The 18,591-nt window shown below is 29.2% G+C and carries 14 protein-coding genes; 8 read left to right on the top strand and 6 right to left on the bottom strand.

The features are described from left to right. The first annotated feature begins 504 nt into the window (after positions 1-504). From sdhA to sdhE, 3 genes are read left to right on the top strand one after another with little or no spacing between them, the layout of a single operon-like run. Positions 505-2,349, top strand: coding sequence for an 8-methylmenaquinol:fumarate reductase flavoprotein subunit (sdhA, locus tag AVBRAN12647_RS02875; RefSeq protein ID WP_336614668.1), 1,845 nt, complete (start codon positions 505-507; stop codon positions 2,347-2,349). Next, the gene (gene sdhB, locus AVBRAN12647_RS02870; RefSeq protein ID WP_214117140.1) at positions 2,349-3,308 is read left to right on the top strand and encodes an 8-methylmenaquinol:fumarate reductase iron-sulfur subunit; all 960 of its coding nucleotides are present in this window, start codon (positions 2,349-2,351) and stop codon (positions 3,306-3,308) included. Before sdhA ends, sdhB begins: the two co-directional genes overlap by 1 nt. 3 nt (positions 3,309-3,311) lie before the next feature. Continuing rightward, on the top strand, positions 3,312-4,172 hold the full coding sequence (gene sdhE / locus AVBRAN12647_RS02865) for an 8-methylmenaquinol:fumarate reductase membrane anchor subunit (RefSeq protein WP_214142701.1): 861 nt from the start codon (positions 3,312-3,314) through the stop codon (positions 4,170-4,172). 9 nt (positions 4,173-4,181) lie between these two features. On the opposite strand, the gene AVBRAN12647_RS02860 is transcribed toward sdhE, so the two are convergent. The 6 genes from AVBRAN12647_RS02860 to AVBRAN12647_RS02835 form a co-directional block, all read right to left on the bottom strand. Then, complete coding sequence (locus AVBRAN12647_RS02860) at positions 4,182-5,081, bottom strand: LysR family transcriptional regulator (RefSeq protein ID WP_336609407.1); 900 nt, start codon at positions 5,079-5,081, stop codon at positions 4,182-4,184. 400 nt (positions 5,082-5,481) lie between these two features. Then, positions 5,482-6,123 (bottom strand): histidine phosphatase family protein, encoded by a 642-nt coding sequence (locus tag AVBRAN12647_RS02855; protein WP_336609406.1) that lies wholly within the window; start codon positions 6,121-6,123, stop codon positions 5,482-5,484. Then, a complete protein-coding gene (gene serA, locus AVBRAN12647_RS02850) occupies positions 6,104-7,690 on the bottom strand; it encodes a phosphoglycerate dehydrogenase (RefSeq protein WP_336609405.1) in 1,587 nt (528 codons plus the stop codon). The genes AVBRAN12647_RS02855 and serA overlap by 20 nt, the downstream gene beginning before the upstream one ends. Before the next feature lie 88 nt (positions 7,691-7,778). Then, positions 7,779-8,594, bottom strand: coding sequence for a Gfo/Idh/MocA family protein (locus tag AVBRAN12647_RS02845; RefSeq protein ID WP_214117128.1), 816 nt, complete (start codon positions 8,592-8,594; stop codon positions 7,779-7,781). Further along, positions 8,594-9,712, bottom strand: coding sequence for a 5-methyltetrahydropteroyltriglutamate--homocysteine S-methyltransferase (locus AVBRAN12647_RS02840; protein WP_336608818.1), 1,119 nt, complete (start codon positions 9,710-9,712; stop codon positions 8,594-8,596). Before AVBRAN12647_RS02840 ends, AVBRAN12647_RS02845 begins: the two co-directional genes overlap by 1 nt. Then, on the bottom strand, positions 9,713-10,804 hold the full coding sequence (locus AVBRAN12647_RS02835; RefSeq protein WP_336609404.1) for a DegT/DnrJ/EryC1/StrS family aminotransferase: 1,092 nt from the start codon (positions 10,802-10,804) through the stop codon (positions 9,713-9,715). Positions 10,805-11,131: 327 nt separating this feature from the next. Between AVBRAN12647_RS02835 and putP the strand changes: the two genes are divergently transcribed. The 5 genes from putP (at position 11,132) to AVBRAN12647_RS02810 (ending at position 18,507) form a co-directional block, all read left to right on the top strand. Then, positions 11,132-12,652, top strand: coding sequence for a sodium/proline symporter PutP (gene putP, locus AVBRAN12647_RS02830; RefSeq protein WP_214119815.1), 1,521 nt, complete (start codon positions 11,132-11,134; stop codon positions 12,650-12,652). A gap of 71 nt (positions 12,653-12,723) precedes the next feature. Beyond that, positions 12,724-15,264, top strand: coding sequence for an alanine--tRNA ligase (gene alaS, locus AVBRAN12647_RS02825; RefSeq protein ID WP_336609403.1), 2,541 nt, complete (start codon positions 12,724-12,726; stop codon positions 15,262-15,264). Next, positions 15,258-15,716 (top strand): hypothetical protein, encoded by a 459-nt coding sequence (locus AVBRAN12647_RS02820; RefSeq protein ID WP_214117112.1) that lies wholly within the window; start codon positions 15,258-15,260, stop codon positions 15,714-15,716. Before alaS ends, AVBRAN12647_RS02820 begins: the two co-directional genes overlap by 7 nt. Before the next feature lie 9 nt (positions 15,717-15,725). Then, complete coding sequence (locus AVBRAN12647_RS02815; protein ID WP_442862269.1) at positions 15,726-17,669, top strand: transglycosylase domain-containing protein; 1,944 nt, start codon at positions 15,726-15,728, stop codon at positions 17,667-17,669. Positions 17,670-17,679: 10 nt separating this feature from the next. Then, positions 17,680-18,507 carry a hypothetical protein gene (locus AVBRAN12647_RS02810; RefSeq protein WP_336614667.1) on the top strand — a complete coding sequence of 276 codons (828 nt, stop codon included), beginning with the start codon at positions 17,680-17,682 and terminating at the stop codon, positions 18,505-18,507. Positions 18,508-18,591 lie beyond the last annotated feature (84 nt).

The raw sequence follows: 18,591 nt of genomic DNA, 5'->3' as shown, positions 1-18,591 counted from the left end.
GCATTAAAACACTTTCATAGTTTTATACTCAAAAATTAAAATTATTTTTTAAGAATATATAAAAATATCATCTAATTATTATAAATTAAAGTAATTACTTAAATGGTGTTAATTTGCCTATTTAAGCTTAATAGTATATATTCAAAATTAGCGTAAATAAAGGCAAATTAAATATTTAAAATATTAGTAAATTTATACTATAGATTTATAAGCAATGTGAAATATTATTAATTATTAAAATACTAAAAAAGAAACTTTTTATAAGTTTACTACTAATAAATATTGATGATATTCTGTTTTTTATATTAATTTTATTACAAATTCTCTAATTCAAAATACCATAAAATCGTGATTTTTTATATATTATAATTTTTATCTTATGAGATTATAAAAAAAATAATATTTGACTTATAATGTAATTTAGAATAATATTTTGCTATTAATTTTTTATTTTAAGAAAAAAATAAAGATTAATACCAAAATTCTTATTTAAAGGAGTTTTATATGAATGAAGAAAAATTCAATAGGCGAGATTTCATAAAATCAGCTACTATTGGTGTTGGTACAGTAGCAGCTAGCACAAGCCCTGTATCAATTATGGCAAGTGAGCTTAAAAAAAGTGGTAAAAATACCTCACTACCAAGTGTAGATGTTTTAGTTATCGGCTCTGGTGGTGCTGGTCTTAGAGCTGCTGTTGCGGTTAGAAAAAATCATCCAAATTTAAATGTTGTAGTAGTTAATAAAGGTATGCCATCACGAAATGCAACCTGTATGGCTGAAGGTGGGATTAATGGTGTGATTGATTTTGAAAATGGTGATTCAAACAAATTACACGCGTATGATACTGTTAAAGGTAGTGATTTTTTAGGCGATCAAGATGTAATTATTAAATTTGCTGAAAAAGCAACTGAAGCAATTCACGAACTTGATTATGCAGGAATGCCTTTTAATAGACAACAAGATAAAACGGTTGCAAGGCGTTTTGCTGGTGGTGCAAAATATGAACGCTGTAATTATGCAGCCGATAAAACAGGTTCTATTATGATGCATACCTGTCTTGATGAAGCTATTACAAATGGTGTTAATTTCTTGCTTGACCATTACTTACTTGATATTGCGATTGATAATAATGAGTGCGAAGGTGTAGTTCTTTTAAATATGCAAACAGGAGATGTAGTGCCTGTATTAGCAAAATCAGTGGTTCTAGCAACAGGTGGTTATACTCGTGTGTTCTATAACCGCACTTCAACCCCATTTAATGCTAGTGGAGATGGAATTGCTGCAGCACTTAGAGCTGGACTTGCGTTTAAAGACCCTGAAATGCTTCAATTTCACCCAACAGGAGTTAGAAATGGTGGTGCATTAATTACTGAAGCGGCAAGAGGTCTTGGTGGAAAATTAATTAATAATAAAGGCGAACGCTTTATGAGTAAATACTCAAATCGTCTTGAGCTTGCTCCAAGAGATATTGTTTCTCGTTCAATTGAAAGTGAAATTCGTTTGGGTAATGGATTTGGAGAAGGAATGGGCTCTTATGTTCTTTTAGATGTTACACATTTAGGTGAAGAACAAATTATGAATGAATTACCACAAATTCGTCATATTGGACTTTTATTTGAAGGTATAGATTTAGTAAAAGAACCAATTAAAATTCGTCCAACAGCACACTATTCAATGGGTGGTATAGAAATTGCAAAATTTGATGATATGAGTACTCATTTAGCAGGACTTTTTGCTGCAGGTGAGACAAGTTGTGCTTCAATTCACGGAGCAAATCGTCTAGGTGGAAATAGCTTAGCTGATGCGGCAGTTACAGGCAAACTTGCAGGTGAGGGTGCAGGTGAGTATGCAAATAAAAGACAAAATTATGGCTCTGGCAAACACGCTGAAGAGTTAGCTCAAAAATGGAGAATTAAGCTAAAAGATATAACAAGTGGCAATTCAAAACCTAACGAGCTTTATGATTTAAGAGAAGAATTTGGACAATATAACTGGGATAATATGGGAATTTATAGAACAGGAGAAAAGCTTGAAAAACATATAAAAATCCTAGATGAGATTTGGGCTAAATATAATAATCTTAAAATTTCAAATCCAAATATGTTCTATAACACCGCTTTAATTGAGTATTTAGAATTTGGAAATCTCATTCTTTTAGCAAGGTGTGCTTGTCTTGGTGCATTAAACAGAAAAGAAAGCCGTGGGGCTCATACTAGAGAAGATTATCCAACAAGAGATGATGAGAATTTCTTAAAACATAGCCTTGTTACTTTAAAAGATGACAAATTAAGCCTTAGTTATAAAGATGTAGTTATTACAGAATTTAAACCTGAAGAAAGGAAATACTAATGAAAATTTTAATTGACCGCTTTAATGGAGTTGATAAATTTGTTCAAGCATATGATTTAAGTATAGATGAAGTAAAGGGAAAAACACTTTTAGCCTTATTACAACATATAAAACGTACTCAAGATATTTCACTAAATTTTACTTCGGCTTGTCGTATGGCAATTTGTGGTGCTTGTGGTGTGCGTGTGAATGGGCATTCATACCTTGCTTGTGATACTAAAATGGATGATTTATTAAAAGAATATGACAATCCTGAAAGCTTAAAAATCTCTCCTTTGGCAAATTTTAAAGTTCTTTCGGATTTAGTTGTAGATTGGGAGCCAAGTATTGAGAATTTAAGAAAAATAAAACCAACTATAACACCAAAAGAAGCATTTTCTGATAAAAAAGGTTGCGTGCAAACTCAAGCTGAAGTTGATGCTATTAAAAAACAATGGGATTGTATTTTATGTGGTTGTTGTGCTAGTGAATGTAATAAACTTGAAGCTGATTCAAGTGATTATATGGAACCATTTGTATTTACTCACGCATTTCGTGCTGCTTATGATTCACGCTCAAAAGATGCTTTAAAACACTTAAAACCATCTATTGCAAATGGTCTTTGGATGTGCGTTCATTGTCAAGAGTGTGCTGACCGCTGTCCTAAAGGAATTAGTGCTGCTGATGATATAGCAATGCTAAGAGTAATGGCTATGAAAAAAGGTTTAAAAGATGGCACAGGACCAGCTCACGCAGAAGCATTCTTAAAAGACTTAGAAGATACAGGTAGATTAAATGAGATTTATTTAGCACTTCGCTCTGAAGGTGTTTTAGCAAATACTACAAAAATAGATATTGCGTACAATCTAATGAAAGCAGGTAAGATGAATCCATTACATATTTTTGGTGATGAAGAAATTGAAGGTCATGAAGATTTAGTAAAAATGATTGAAGCAGCTAGAGCTGCTAATAAGGAGTAAGTTATGCAACAAAAAGATTTCGCTTTTTTCCCTGGCTGTGTTTTAAGTCAAGCAGCTAAAGAATCAAAAATGTCATTAGAAGCAATAGCTCCAATACTAGGTATAACTTTACACGAGATTAAGGGTTGGAGTTGCTGTGGTGCATCTCAAGCACAAGATGTAGACCCAATAGCAGCACTTGTAGCAAATGCTAGAAATATAGCATTAGCTGAGAATATGAATATGCCAATGCTAACAACCTGTAGCACTTGTATGCTAACTTTAACTCGTGCAAAAACTGCTTTAGATAAAGGTGCAAAAGACCGCATAAATGAATATTTAGCAAAAGGTAATATGAAATATCAAGGAAATAATGAAATAACAAGCCTTTTATGGATTTTGTATGAGAATTTAGATACCTTAAAATCAAAAGTTGTTAAGCCACTTTCAAATCTAAAAGTAGCTTTATTTTATGGTTGTCATAGTATTCGCCCTGAAAAATCATATAACGCAAAAGAAAGTTCAACTAATCCAAAAAGCTTTGAAGCTGTAGTTAGTGCGCTTGGTGCGACAATAGTTCCATTTGAAAAACGCTTAGATTGCTGTGGTTTTCACGCTAGTTATCCAGCAGTAAAATCGGTGCAAAAAATGTCATCTCAAATTGTTGGTAGTGCTGATAAAAATGGTGCTGATTGCGTTGTTACACCTTGTCCGCTTTGCCAAATGCAGCTTGATATTTACCAAGAACGCTATCAAGATGCAATGGGTTCTGAAATTAGAAAGCCAATAATTCATCTTTCTCAATTAGTAGGATTAGCACTTGGTCTTAGCAACGAACAATTAGGACTTGATTTAAATATAATTGATGCTACAAAATTAGCATAATTTTAGGGGCTAAGCCCCTAATTCTTTTGCCATTTTTATAAACTCAAGCTCTAAATGTGAGAGTTTTTTATCTTTTTTATAAGCTATAACTAATGTTTTAATTAAATTATTATCTTTTATATTAAATAATTTTATTTTATCTTTTTTATCATCTTTTATTAATTCTCTAATAGTAAAAGTAGCACCAACACCGCTTGCTACTATTGAATTTGCAATATCAAAAGTCTCAGTTTCGCATAAAATTTTAGGAATAAATTCATTGTTTTTAAACATTAAATCAATATCTAATCTACTTCTTTGAGAAGATTTTGGCAGAATAAATTTCTCATTTTTTAGTTCTTTGATTGATATTTCTGGCAATTCTTTATTTTTATATTTTAAAGATAATTCGTGTAAAGATGGCAGTGCTAGAAAAACATTGCTGCTTTTTATTATTTCATATTTTAAATATTTTATATCAAGTGGTAACACTAGCATTCCAAGGTCAATTTCATCATCATAAATCATTTGTTTGATTTTAAGCGTTGAAAAGATTTGAGAAATTTTAATATCAGCATCACTAAAACGCTTGCAAAATTGTGGCAAGAGATTTGGAATCATATTATAGCCATTTTGTAAGAATGCTATACGAATTTTGCCAGTTTTGGCATTGTTTAGTGCTGAAATTTCAGTATCAAGCTCTGCTATCATATCTTTTATTAGATTTGCTTTTTTTAAATATATTTCTCCTGCTTCGGTTAAAGATATTGGATTTGTGCTTCTATTAAAAAGCGTGGTTTTTAGCTCATTTTCTAATGCAAAAATACTTTGAGATAATGATGGTTGCGGTATTTTAAGCTCATTTGCAGCCTTTGTAAAGCTTTGCAATTTTGCTACTTTTAAAAATAGTTGCATATGTCTAAAATTCATCTTTTATCCTAATTTAAATTCTTTATTTTTCATATAAATATTTTATATGTTATTTGGTAATAAAATAAAAAATAGCTTTATAAAATTTTTTACTTTTAAAATTTAAATAGATAATATTTATTATAAGATTTTAAAACAAGGTTAAAATGATTATTCTAGCGTGGGTAATACCTAAATATAAGTAAAATAGCAAAAATAATATGCTAAATAATATTGACATTACAACAAATTCTGCTTTAGATTAATATATCTTGTAAGAATATTTTAAAGCAAATTGAAGCTGTATTTTATGGTTTTCATATTATATAAATTTATATAATTTTTAAAGATTAATTACTAAGTAAAGCAATGATTTTAAATTCTTATTTTGTAAAAATCAAAATAAGAATTTAAATAAGCATTATAAACCTAATTGAATTTCTTTAGAATATAAATATCCTAAATGATTGGTGTTATTTAAGGTTATTATTTTTGCTAAATCATTAGATATTTCAAGGACATTAATGCAGGTATTATCTTGAGTAATGTTCCAAAATGAGCTAAGTGGTGCATTTAATAAATGAGAAATGATTACCTTATTTACTGCATCGTGAGCGAAAACTGCAATTGTTTTTCCATCATATTTTGTAATATAATCGTTTATTGCAAGTTTTACTCTATTTAAAATATCTTCTAAGCTTTCTCCATTAGGCATTTTTACTAAATGTGGGATTTGCTTCCATTTTTTTAATAAATCTTGTTCTATTTCACTTGATAATCTACCTTCCCAAGTTCCGTGATTTATCTCTAATAATCTTTCATCTTTTAAAACTTCTTTATTGTGAAATTTAGCACTTTCACAAGCTGTTTCATAAGCTCTTTTTAAAGGACTTGCTATAAAAAAATCAATGTGTATATTTTTTAAAGCAAGGGCTAATTTCTTAGCTTGTTCCTTGCCTAAATCACTTAAATCAGTATCAATTTGACCTTGATATCTACCTTCTTTATTCCAATTAGTTTGCCCGTGTCTAAGTAATATTAGATTAATCATCGCAAATCTCACTGCAATCAATTATCTTAACTCCATGAACTCCAGCTAATTCACAAAGTTTTTTATAATCTGTTTTTAATGGTTTTTTATTAATGCTAATTGCCATTATATTTTCACCACTTGTATTTGTTTTGCTAACTTGCATACTTAAAATATTTATTCCTGCTTCGCCTAAAATAGTTCCAATTTGTCCTATCATACCAGGCACATTATCGTGTGGCACTAACAATAATACTCCACTTGGTTCAAATTTAATATCATATTCATCAATACCACTAACATAAGCACTCTTATCGCTCATTAAAGCTCCTCTTATTTCGTGCTCACCTAATTCGCTTACTATTTTTACTTTTATTTGATTATTTACTTCATCACTTTTTTGCTCAATTAAGCTTATTCCTCTATTTTGAGCTAGAATTGGTGCATTAACCATATTTACTTTTTCTTGCAATATAGAATTTAATAATCCACATAACATTACTTGGCTTAAAGCTCTAGTATCAAGCTCTTTAAAGGCATTTGAATATTCAATGAAAACTTGTTTAATTGCTGAATTGCTAACTTCACACGCAATAAATCCTAATGCTTTTACTAGATTAAAATAAGGCTTAATTTTATTTAGCATTTCAGGGCTAACTGGCACAGCATTTAAAGCACTAGCAACCATTTGACCATTTAACGCTTCTTTAATAGCAATTGCCACATCAACTGCAACTCCTTCTTGAGCTTCTATTGTAGATGCACCTAAATGCGGTGTTAAAACCACATTTTTTAAAGTTGTAATCTCGTGGTTTCCTAATGGCTCATTAGCAAAAACATCAAGAGCAGCCCCTGCAATATCTCCATTTTTTAAAGCATTTGTTAAATCATCAAGATTAATACATTCACCCCTTGCTGCATTTATAATTCTTACACCTTTTTTCATTTTAGCTATGCTATTTTTATTTATCATTTCTTTTGTTTCATCTGTTAATGGAAGGTGTAATGTAATAAAATCAGCTTCAGCATAAACTTCATCTAATTCACATTTTTTAACTTGTAAATGAATAGCTCTTTCGTTGCTAAGATATGGATCATACGCAATTACTTTCATACCAAATGCTTGTGCTCTACTAGCAACGCCAGCACCAATTCTACCTAAACCTAAAACCCCTAAAGTTTTATCTTTTAATTCAAGTCCTAAAAAGCTTTTTCTATCCCAAATACCATTTACTACGCTAGCATGTGCGTTAGGTATCATTCTAGCAAGGCTTAACATTAGTGCAAAAGTATGTTCTGTAGCTGCGTTTGTATTACCATTTGGCGCATTTACTACTATTACTCCTTTTTTTGTAGCTGCTTTTATATCTATATTATCAACACCAACTCCAGCTCTACCAATTACTTTTAATCTATGAGCGTGTTCTAATACTTTTTCTGTAATTTTTGTAGCACTTCTTAAAATAACTGCATCATAATCACCAATTATTTTTAGCAATTCTTCTTCGCTAATTTTAGGATATTCACTTACTTTGCAATCTTTTTCTAAAATTTTAGTAGCTAAATCGCTAACTCCATCTAAAACTAAAATCTTGTTCATCTACTCTCCTTTAAATAAAAGCTTTATTCTAGCAATTATTTTAAAGGATTGATTAATTAATTTGTTTTAAGTCGGTATTTTTAATATCTTAATTCAAATTCTTTAGAATTTCTTGAGTATAAATAGCATCATCAACACTTGCTAAAAGCCCTAAATCATTTGTCTTGATATAATTAATAAATTCATCTTGCTCTTTTGCTAAGCTTGAATGAGCTTGAAGTGTTATTGTAGTTTCATCTTTAATTAATTTTGAGTTTAAAAAGTCTAATTCATAGCTTGATACATTTGTATTTATAAAGGCTTTTCTAATCCTGCTATTAAATTCCCAAGAAGCTAAAATATCAAGATTATTAGAATTTAGTTTAATTTGTGTGCAAGGATTATTTGTGCGATTTATTTTAAAACTAGCCTTTATCCCAAAGAAATTTGCTAAATCCAAATCATGCACACAAAGGTCTAAATCAACCCCAACATCACTAATTCTAGCTGGTTTTTTAGACGCTCTTATAAAACTTGCATACTTTATTTCTTCGTTTTTGATATGTTTTAAAAACTCAAGACTTACAGGGTTAAATCTCTCACAAAAGCCAACTGCTACATTCACTCCACTATTTTTAATAGCTAAAGCTTCATCAAGGCTAAATGATAATGGTTTTTCTATTAGAATAAAATTGATTTTATCTTTAATCTTAGAAAATACTTCATAATGATATTTAGTCGGCACAACTATTATCGCTCCATCAATATAATTTTTTAACAATTCATCTAAATTAGAAAAATACTTATCATCATCAATCCAATCAGGCTTAATTAAATCAAAGCAATATAAATTTATATCCTTTTTACAAAGTTCGGTGTAGTGGTTTTTACCCATTACACCAAGACCTATTAATGCTATATTCATTAAAAGCCTTCTTTATCTAAAGTATTATTTAATTCATTTAAAAGTGCGATTTTTTCCCATTGAGTATTCATATCAATTTCATTTCCTTCTTCTGTAGAGCTAAAACCACATTGGGTGCTAAACTCAATTTGTTTTGTATCTAAGAAATTAGCTGCTTCTTTTGCTCTTTTAATTAGAGTTTGAATACTTGGATTTTCCTTAGTTTTAGTAGTTAAAAGTCCAATTACTACTATTTGATTTTTAATATATTTTAATGGTTCAAAATCTCCTGACCTATCATCATCAAATTCTAAAAAGAATTTATTTATATTAAGATTTGCAAATAATTCGCTAGCAACCTTGCTATATCCACCACTAGCACTAAAATGGCTTCTATAATTACCCCTGCATATATGTATTGCACTTGTGATTGTTTTTGGCATAGTTGCTAGGCTTTTGTTTAAATACTCTACATATTCTTTAGTGCAATCATCGGCGTTATAGTTATTTTTGATTAGATTTGCTCTAAAATCTTCATCACAAAACGAGCCAAAGCTAACATCATCAAGTTGTAAATAAACTCCGCCTAATTTTTCAAATTCTAAATAAAAATCAGCATAGGCTTTTAAAATATCTTCTTTTAATTTTGCATAATCTTTTCCGTAGTATTCAAATTCTACATTAAATCCGCCACGGATAAATAACATATATAAAAGCATTGATGGGCTAGGAATTGTTAATTTTAAGCGATTTGTATCAATGCCTAATTCTTTTGCAATTTTTACTAAACTTGCAAAATCTTTTAAGAAAGGATGGTCTTTACATTCTATTTTATTAGTTATTTTAATACCTTCAGCTCTTGTTTCTATACCTTTAAAAACATAGCCTTTTTCTTTAATAATTTTGCTAATTCCACTAAATCCCCAATAAAAATCTAAATGCCACCAAGAGCGTCTAAATTCTCCATCACTTAGATAATAAACATTGTTTTTATCACACTCAATGAGTAGTTCTTTTATGCACTCATCTTCAATAGCTCTTAATTCGTCTTTACTGATTTTTGCGTTTGCATAATCACTTCTTGCAGCTTTTAATTTGGCTGGTCTTAAGAATGAACCTACTTGATCTAATCTTCTCATTTATTCTCCTTTATTAAAAATTTCAATGATTTTTTCTTGGTCTAGTGTATCTAAAAATGCAGAAAATGGCAAAGATAAAATCTCGTTTGTTACATTTTCGCATACTTTAAAATCACTTGCTTTATAATCTAAATATTTAAAGCAAGGTTGCGAATATAGTGCTATTGGATAATGAATTGCGGTTGGGATATTGTTTTCACTTAGTTTTTTTACTACTAAATCTCTATTTTTAACCCTTACGCTATATTGAGCCCAAACACTCTTATATCCTGATTTTACCTTAGGTGTAATGCAGTTTTTAAGGTTTTTTGTATAAATGTTAGCAATTTCGTTTCTTTTAGCAATTTCTTCATCAAAATATTTTAATTTTACATTTAAAACTGCAGCTTGTATGCTATCAAGTCTTGCATTTAAGCCTATTATTTCGTGTTTATACCTTATTTCGCTTCCGTGATTTATAAGTAATTTTACTTTTTTTGCTAATTCATCGTTATTTGTAAAGATAGCCCCACCATCTCCATAGCATCCAAGTGGTTTTGAAGGGAAAAAACTTGTCGTGCTAATATCAGCAATATTACAAGAGATATTGCCTAAATCATCTTTTGCACCAAAGCTTTGAGCCGCATCTTCAATCAAGTATAAATTATGTTTTTTACATATATTTTTTATGGAATTTAAATCAGGCATTTGACCAAAAATTGAAACTGCCAAAATAGCCTTAGTCTTAGGTGTAATTAGGCTTTCAATTTTGCTTATATCAAGGTTATAATCTACTTCGCTTATATCAACAAAAACAGGTTTAGCTTTAATTAAAGCTATCATTTCAGAACTTGCAATGAAAGTAAAAGGAGTTGTAATTATCTCATCACCTTCTTTAATCCCTAAAGCTTTTAATGCTACATATAAAGCCGTAGTTCCGTTTGAGCAAGAATATGCGTATTTTGCTTTTGTATAATTTGCTAGATTACTTTCAAGTAAAGCAACTTCATTACCACCGATAAAACTTGTATTATTTAATATATTTTGAATTCTTTCATCTATTTCGTTTTTGTATTTTAAATATTGAGATTTTAAATCACAGAATGCTAACATTGATTATCCTTAAAAAATAAAAGGCTAATTGTATTTGCTTTCATTTAATACATAATTATTTAAGGCTTTATTGTAATCTTTATAATAAGCTTTTTTAAAATATAAATTTATAAAAATTATTTAAAATGATATTGAATGTGATAAAATAGGATATTTAAAAGCTTTTATTTATAAACAAGTAGCAAATACTCAAAAACTATAGCTAGTAATAAATCTATTTATTAATAAAATATTTGAATTATTAAATAATCTTATTTTATAGTATTTTATTATTATTGGAATTTAGGTGCTAGAGTTTTAAAAGTTAGTCTATATAAAAGGATAAAAATGAATGAATTAGAAAAGGTGCAAATTAGTTTGCCAATAATTTTAGATTTTGTATTCTATAGCGTATTAATGCTAGGAATTGGGTTTTATTTTTGGAAGAAAAATAAAACTTCAGAAGATTATTTTATAGGCGATAAAGGTATGGGTCCTATAGTATCAGCACTTAGTGCTGGAGCGTCTGATATGAGTGGTTGGCTTCTTATGGGATTACCAGGGGCTGTTTTATTATATGGCTTAGGTAAAACTTATATAGCAATAGGGCTTAGTATTGGTGCTTTAATTAATTGGATGTTTGTTGCTAAAAGGCTTAGAATTTATACTGATGTTAGAAAAGATTGTATAACTATTCCTGATTATTTTGAGACTAGATTTAGCGATGATAGTCATACCTTAAGAATAATTTGTGCTATTGTGATTTTAATATTTTTTACTATTTATATATCTAGTGGTTTAGTAGCTGGTGGAAAGCTTTTTGAAGAATTATTTTCAGTTAAATACGAACAAGCAGTAATTACAGGAACTATATTAATAGTTGTTTATACTTTCGTTGGCGGATATAAGGCAGTTTGTTGGACTGATTTGATACAAGGCTTATTGATGATGGGAGCTTTAATTATTGTTCCATTGGTTATGATTAATGAAATAGGCGGATTTAGCGAAGCTATTAATATAATAATTAAGCTTGGAGAAGAAAGTCAAAAAGATTATATTTCTATGAGTAAAAATTTAACTTTAGTAGGGATAATTAGTTCTTTAGCTTGGGGACTTGGGTATTTTGGTCAGCCACACATAATAGTAAGGTTTATATCTATAAAAAGCACAAAAGACATTCCAATTGCTACTTTTGTAGGTATTTCTTGGATGGTAATTAGCTTAATTGGAGCTATTTTAATAGGATTTATTGGTATAGCTTATTTATATAAGTTTAATATAGACTTATTAGATAAGGATAGAATTTTTATAGTAACTAGCCAATTATTATTTAATCCTTGGATTTCTGGAATTTTATTAAGTGCGATTTTAGCAGCGATTATGAGTACGGCTAGTTCGCAATTATTAGTATCTAGCTCAACTTTAGCAGAAGATTTTTATAGAAAAATTTTTAATAAAGGTGCTCCTGCTAAGATAGTAATGAGAGTTTCAAGACTTAGTGTTTTGGTTGTTGCTATTGTTGCTTTTATAATTTCTGCTGATAAAAATACTAGTATTATTGATATTGTTGGATATGCTTGGGCTGGTTTTGGTGCTTCTTTTGGTAGTGTGATAATTTTTTCTTTATTTTGGAAAAATATGAGTAGATTAGGTGCGATTTTAGGTATGAGTTTTGGTGCTTTAGGAGTGATTTTGTGGGAGCATATTGATTATTTTAATATTGCAAAAGAAGGTATATTTGAACTTTATTCAATAATACCAGGATTTTTACTAGCTTCAGTATTTATAATAATAGGCTCAATAATACAGCCAGTAAGACAAGGAACAAAAAAAGCTTATGATGATATGCTAACTAAATTAAAGCTCTAAAAATTAGAGCTTTATTATCTTTAGTTTAAAACCTTTTTGATATGATTTAAAAAATTTTCAAGGATATAAAAATGGATATAAGAAAAGAATTTTTAGAGTTTTTTGCTAGTAAAGGTCATGAAATTACCCCATCAAGCCCACTTGTGCCTGATGATGCGACTTTGCTTTTTGCAAATGCAGGAATGGTTCCTTTTAAGAGTATTTTTACAGGTGAAGTGCCACGCCCAAATCCACCTAGAAAAACAAGCTGTCAAACTTGTATTCGTGCAGGTGGAAAGCACAATGACTTAGATAATGTTGGTTATACTGCAAGACATCATACATTTTTTGAAATGTTAGGAAATTTCTCTTTTGGTGATTATTTTAAAGAACAAGCTATAGCGTATGCTTGGGAATTTGTAACCGAGGTTATAAAATTACCGAAAGATAGGCTTTATGTAACCGTTCATGAAAACGATGATGAAGCTTATAATATGTGGCAAAAACACATTGCAAAAGAACGCATTTATAAATTTGGAGATAAAGATAATTTCTGGCAAATGGGTGATACTGGCCCATGTGGTCCTTGTAGTGAGATTTTTTACGACCAAGGTGAAGAAAATTTTAAAAGTGATGAAGATTATATGGGTGGAGATGGAGATAGATTCCTTGAGATTTGGAATTTAGTTTTTATGCAGTTTGAAAAACATCCTGATGGAACTATGACAAAACTACCAAAACCTAGTATTGATACAGGTATGGGACTTGAGCGTGTAAGTGCTATTAAAGAAGGAAAATTTAGCAATTTTGATAGCTCATTATTTATGCCAATAATTGAAAAAATCGCAAGTTTAGCAAACCTAAAATATGAATATAAAAGTGGAGCAAGCTTTAGAGTAATTGCTGATCATATTCGTTCAGCTACATTTTTACTAGCTCAAGGCGTAACATTTGATAAAGAAGGTAGAGGATATGTATTACGCCGTATCGTAAGAAGAGCTTTAAGACACGGATATTTACTAGGATTTAAAAGTGCATTTATGTATAAATTAGTAGATATTGTTTGTGAATTAATGGGAGAGCATTATACATATTTAAATGAGAAAAAATCTTTTGTAAAAGAGCAATTATTAAGCGAAGAAGAGAGATTTTTAAATACTATTGAAAATGGAATGAGTATTTTTAATGAAGAGCTTAAAAATACTAAAAATGTTTTTAGTGGAGAAGTTGCGTTTAAATTATATGATACTTATGGCTTTCCACTTGATTTAACTCTTGATATGTTAAGAGAAAAAAATCTTAAAATTGATGAAGACAAATTCAATGAACTAATGGCTAAGCAAAGAGAATTAGCTAAAGCAAATTGGAAAGGTAGTGGGGATAAAGCAACTCACGGAGATTTTAAAGAATTATTAGATAAATTTGGTGTAAATGAGTTCGTTGGATATGAAAATACTGAAATTAAAGCAAAATTATTAGCTGTTTTAGATGAAGAATTTAAAATTGGAATTAAAAGCAAAAAAGCTTGGCTAATGTTTGATAAAACTCCACTTTATGCAACAAGTGGTGGGCAAAATTACGATTTAGGTAGTATTTATAAAAATGATAAATTAGTTGCAAATGTGCTTGAAGTTGAGAAATTTTTTGATATTAATTTAGCTTTAGTTGAAATTGTAGGTGATTTTAATGTAAATGATGAATTATTAATCAAAATTGATACCGAAAGAAGAGCAGAAATCGCAAGACATCATAGTGCTACTCACTTGCTTCATTATGCGTTAAGAAAGGTTTTAGGAGAAAATGCAACTCAAGCAGGTTCATTTGTAGATTTTAATAGAATTAGATTTGATTTTAATTTTACCCGTGCATTAAACGAAGATGAGCTAAAGCAAATTAGTGATATTGTAAATGATATGATTTATAAAGCTACAAATTCAAATATTCAAATAACTGATATTGAAAGTGCAAAAAAATGTGGTGCAATGGCGCTTTTTGATACAAAATATGGCGATAAAGTAAGGGTATTAACTTTAGGAGATAGTATTGAGCTTTGTGGTGGAACTCATGTTAGCAATACTTCAGTAATTGGCGATTTTATAATATTAAAAGAAAGCGGAGTAAGTGCTGGTGTTAGAAGAATTGAAGCAATAGCAAGTAAGGCTGCTAAAGAATACTCAAGGAATTTGATTGCGGAATTTGAAAATATCAAAAAAAGTCTAAAAACAAATGATATTTTAAAGAGTTTTGAGAATTTAAAAAATGAAATAAAAGAACTAAAAGACGCTTTAAAAAATGGTGCTAATAATTTAAATAGTGAGATTATTAACGGCATTAATGTTTGCGTTAGTGAATATAACGGGCTTGATATTAAAGCTAGTATAGATGAGTTTAAAAATAAATTTGATAAAGCTGTCATTGTTTTAATCGCTTGCAAAGACGATAAAGTAAGCATTGCGGTTGGCTCAAAAAATACTAGCGTTAAAGCAGGAAATTTAGCTAAGATTGTAGCTCAATTTTTAGGCGGAAATGGCGGCGGTAGAGATGATTTTGCTACTGCTGGTGCAAAAGATATTAGTAAAATCAACGAAGCTTTAGCTTTAGCAAAAGATGAAATCAAGAAGGTAATATGCTAGGGCTTGATAGCTTAGTTTTACCTTATATACATTTATTAGCCGGTATTTGCTTTATTGGTCTTCATTTAGGCATTAGAGCAAATGCTGGTTTTTATTTATGTGAAGATGAAGAGAATTTACAAAAAGCACTAAGGATATTAAAAAAGCAGCTTTATGCGTTTTTTGTTTTAATGGCTGTTATGGCTTTTAGTGCTATATATGTAATGATTAATAATAGTTCTGACCCATTGTTTAATACTTTAGCATCTACGCAATGGTCGCTTTATGCTTTTGCCACTTTAAATTTATTATATATTTATTATCAATTTATTTTATGTGAGAAAGAAAAAGAAAATAAATTATTGGTTTGTAATGAAAAAATAGCTTTAATTGTTTATTATTTTATCCCGTTAAATATTTTGATTTCTTGTATTGGTGTGCTATTTGCTTTACTCATTAGCACTATGATTTAAGGAGATTTTTTGAAATACATTATTTATTTTATAGCTGTTTGTGGAATTTTAGGCTGTGTTGTTTTAGGATATTTTTTAAATGTTGTTGAAAATAAAGATATTGATTATAAGGAATTTGATTTAGACCTTACAACTCAATTTTATGATAGAAATGGCACTTTACTTGCAAATGTTTTTAACGAAAATAGAGCTTATGCTAGATTTGAAGAAATTCCACCAAGACTAATTGAAGCATTAATTGCTATTGAAGATACGAGTTTTTTTGAACACGAAGGAATTAATATTGATGCTATTTTTAGAGCAATTATCAAAGATATTCAAAAAGGTCGCTTAGCAGAAGGTGCTTCAACTCTTACTCAACAACTTGTGAAAAATCATTATTTAACAAGTGAAAAAAGTATTAAAAGAAAAATAAATGAAGCAATAATTAGTTATGAAATTGAAAAAAATCTAACAAAAGAACAAATATTAGAAAGATATTTAAACTTTATATTTTTAGGGCATGGATATTATGGGATTAAAACAGCTGCTGCTGGGTATTTTCATAAGGAATTAAACGAACTTAGCCTTAAAGAAATGGCTATGCTAGTTGGCTTACCAAAAGCTCCTAGCACATATGATCCTACAAAAAGAATTGATTTATCGCTTTCAAGAGCTAATGCGGTTTTAAAAAGAATGTATGATTTAGGCTGGATTAGTGAAGCTGAGTATAAACAAAATGTAGCTTTAAAACCAATTGTTTATGATGAGAGTTTAACTCAAAATAAAGCTCCTTATGTAATAGATGAAGCTATTAGACAATTACAAGCTATGGGAGTTGAAGACATTAAAACAGGTGGTTATAGAGTTGAACTTAGTGTTGATTTGAATACTCAAAAAATAGCTGAAGAAGCTATTAAGTTCGGATATGATGAACTTATCAAAAGAGATAAAGATATAGATTTAAACCAAATCAATGGAGCTATGATAGTTACAGAGCCTAGTAGTGGGGATATTTTAGCTTTAGTTGGTGGGGTTGATTATTATAAAAGTAATTTTAATCGTGCTACTATGAGTAATCGTCAAGTGGGTTCAAGCTTTAAGCCATTTGTATATCTTACAGCTTTAAATCTTGGCTATTCACCTGCTAGCGAGATTGCTGATATTGCGAGAGTATTTGAAACTCGTGATGCACAGGGTAAGAAAATGATTTGGAAGCCTAAAAATTATGGAAAAGATTTTAATGGTTTAATCACTCTTAAAGAAGCACTTACAAAAAGTAGAAACCTAGCTACAATTAACTTATTACTTGATACTAGCCTTAGTTTTGTTCATCAAACAATTACTAAATTTGGTTTTACAAATGTTCCACAAGATTTATCAATAGGATTAGGTTCTTTTGGTGTTAGTCCTTATAATTACGCTGAACTTTATAGCATTATTTCAAATTATGGAACAAAACAACCTATTAGATTGATTACAAAAGTTACTGATAAATTTGGTAATGAAATTGAGTTAAAAACCAAAGAAGCAGAAGAATTTGTAAAACCTGAACAAGCTTATTTAATGATTGATATGATGAAAAATGTTGTCGCAGCCGGAACTGGTGGTGCAGCAAGAATTGCAGGACTTGAAGTAGCTGGAAAAACAGGGACATCAAATAAAAGTATAGATGCTTGGTTTGTAGGTTTTACGCCTAGTATTCAAGTAATAACTTGGTATGGTAATGATAATAATAAGCCTATGAAATATTATGAAGGTGGTGCTAGAACGGCTGCTCCTGTATTTAGATATTTTATGCAAAAATATTTAGCAGAAAATCCAAATATTAAAAGAACTTTTGATATACCAAAAGGCGTTGAAAAAAGAGTAATTGATGGTAAAACTTGGTTTTATACAGATAAATCACCTTTACCAAAAGCAAGTAGAAATGACATATTAAAACAACAAGAAGAAGATGGATTGATGTTTTAGGTAAGTTATTATGAAAATATATAATAAAATTTTAAGAAGTTGTATTAAAAGAAAGTATGAGATTTTATCTTTATTTAATAATGATATTAAAACTATAAATCCTTATGCTTTTATAAGGGTTTATAATGAAATAGAAACAATAGAGGCAACGCTAAAAACAATAGAGGGGGGGGGTATTACAAGAGGAGTTCTAGGCTATCACTTAGATGAATTTGGTAAAGACGATGGAACTAGTGAAGTAATTAAACAATTTTGCAAAAATAATCCAAATTTTACTCCTTTAGAGTATCCTTATAAAGTAATTCCTGCAGGGAAAGAAAAATATAAACAAAAAATATCAAAAGAATTTAGACTTGATACTTATTATAATTTTGTGCTTAATAAAATTCCATTAAATGATTGGTTGATTAAAATTGATTGTGATCATATTTATAATGAGATTGCATTAAGTAAAGCCTTATTACAGCCAAAAAACATTATTGATAGTATTTATTTGCCTGCTCTTAATATGCATTATAGCGATGGTAAATTATATTTTTTAAAGAATTTTTATAAAGTAGGAGATGATCATTGGGTATTAAACAAAGATAAATATACTCATTTTTATATGGATTATAATCAAGGTTATGAATTTTTGTATTCTTTAAATAAATGGAAAAAAGCAGAAAATATAATAAGTCTTCATTTTCCGTTAATGAAAAAATCTCGTATTCATTTAGCAACTAAAGATAATTTAATTCCTTATGATGAATTTGATTTTTCACAATTAAAAATGACAGAGATTGATAAAGAATTTATTTTAAACAAAGAAAAAATTTTAAGTTATTTTAATTCCTAAGTATTTTAAATTCTAATTCAATTTAAAATCTAGTATTAATTATATATTACTATCAAATATATAGCTATATTTTATAAAGTTGAA

This window comes from Campylobacter sp. RM12647 (genome assembly GCF_020138135.1).
In the GTDB taxonomy this organism is placed as follows: domain Bacteria; phylum Campylobacterota; class Campylobacteria; order Campylobacterales; family Campylobacteraceae; genus Campylobacter_E.
The sequence above is the reverse complement of the archived record's forward strand: the minus strand, read 5'-3'. Positions and strand labels throughout refer to the sequence as shown.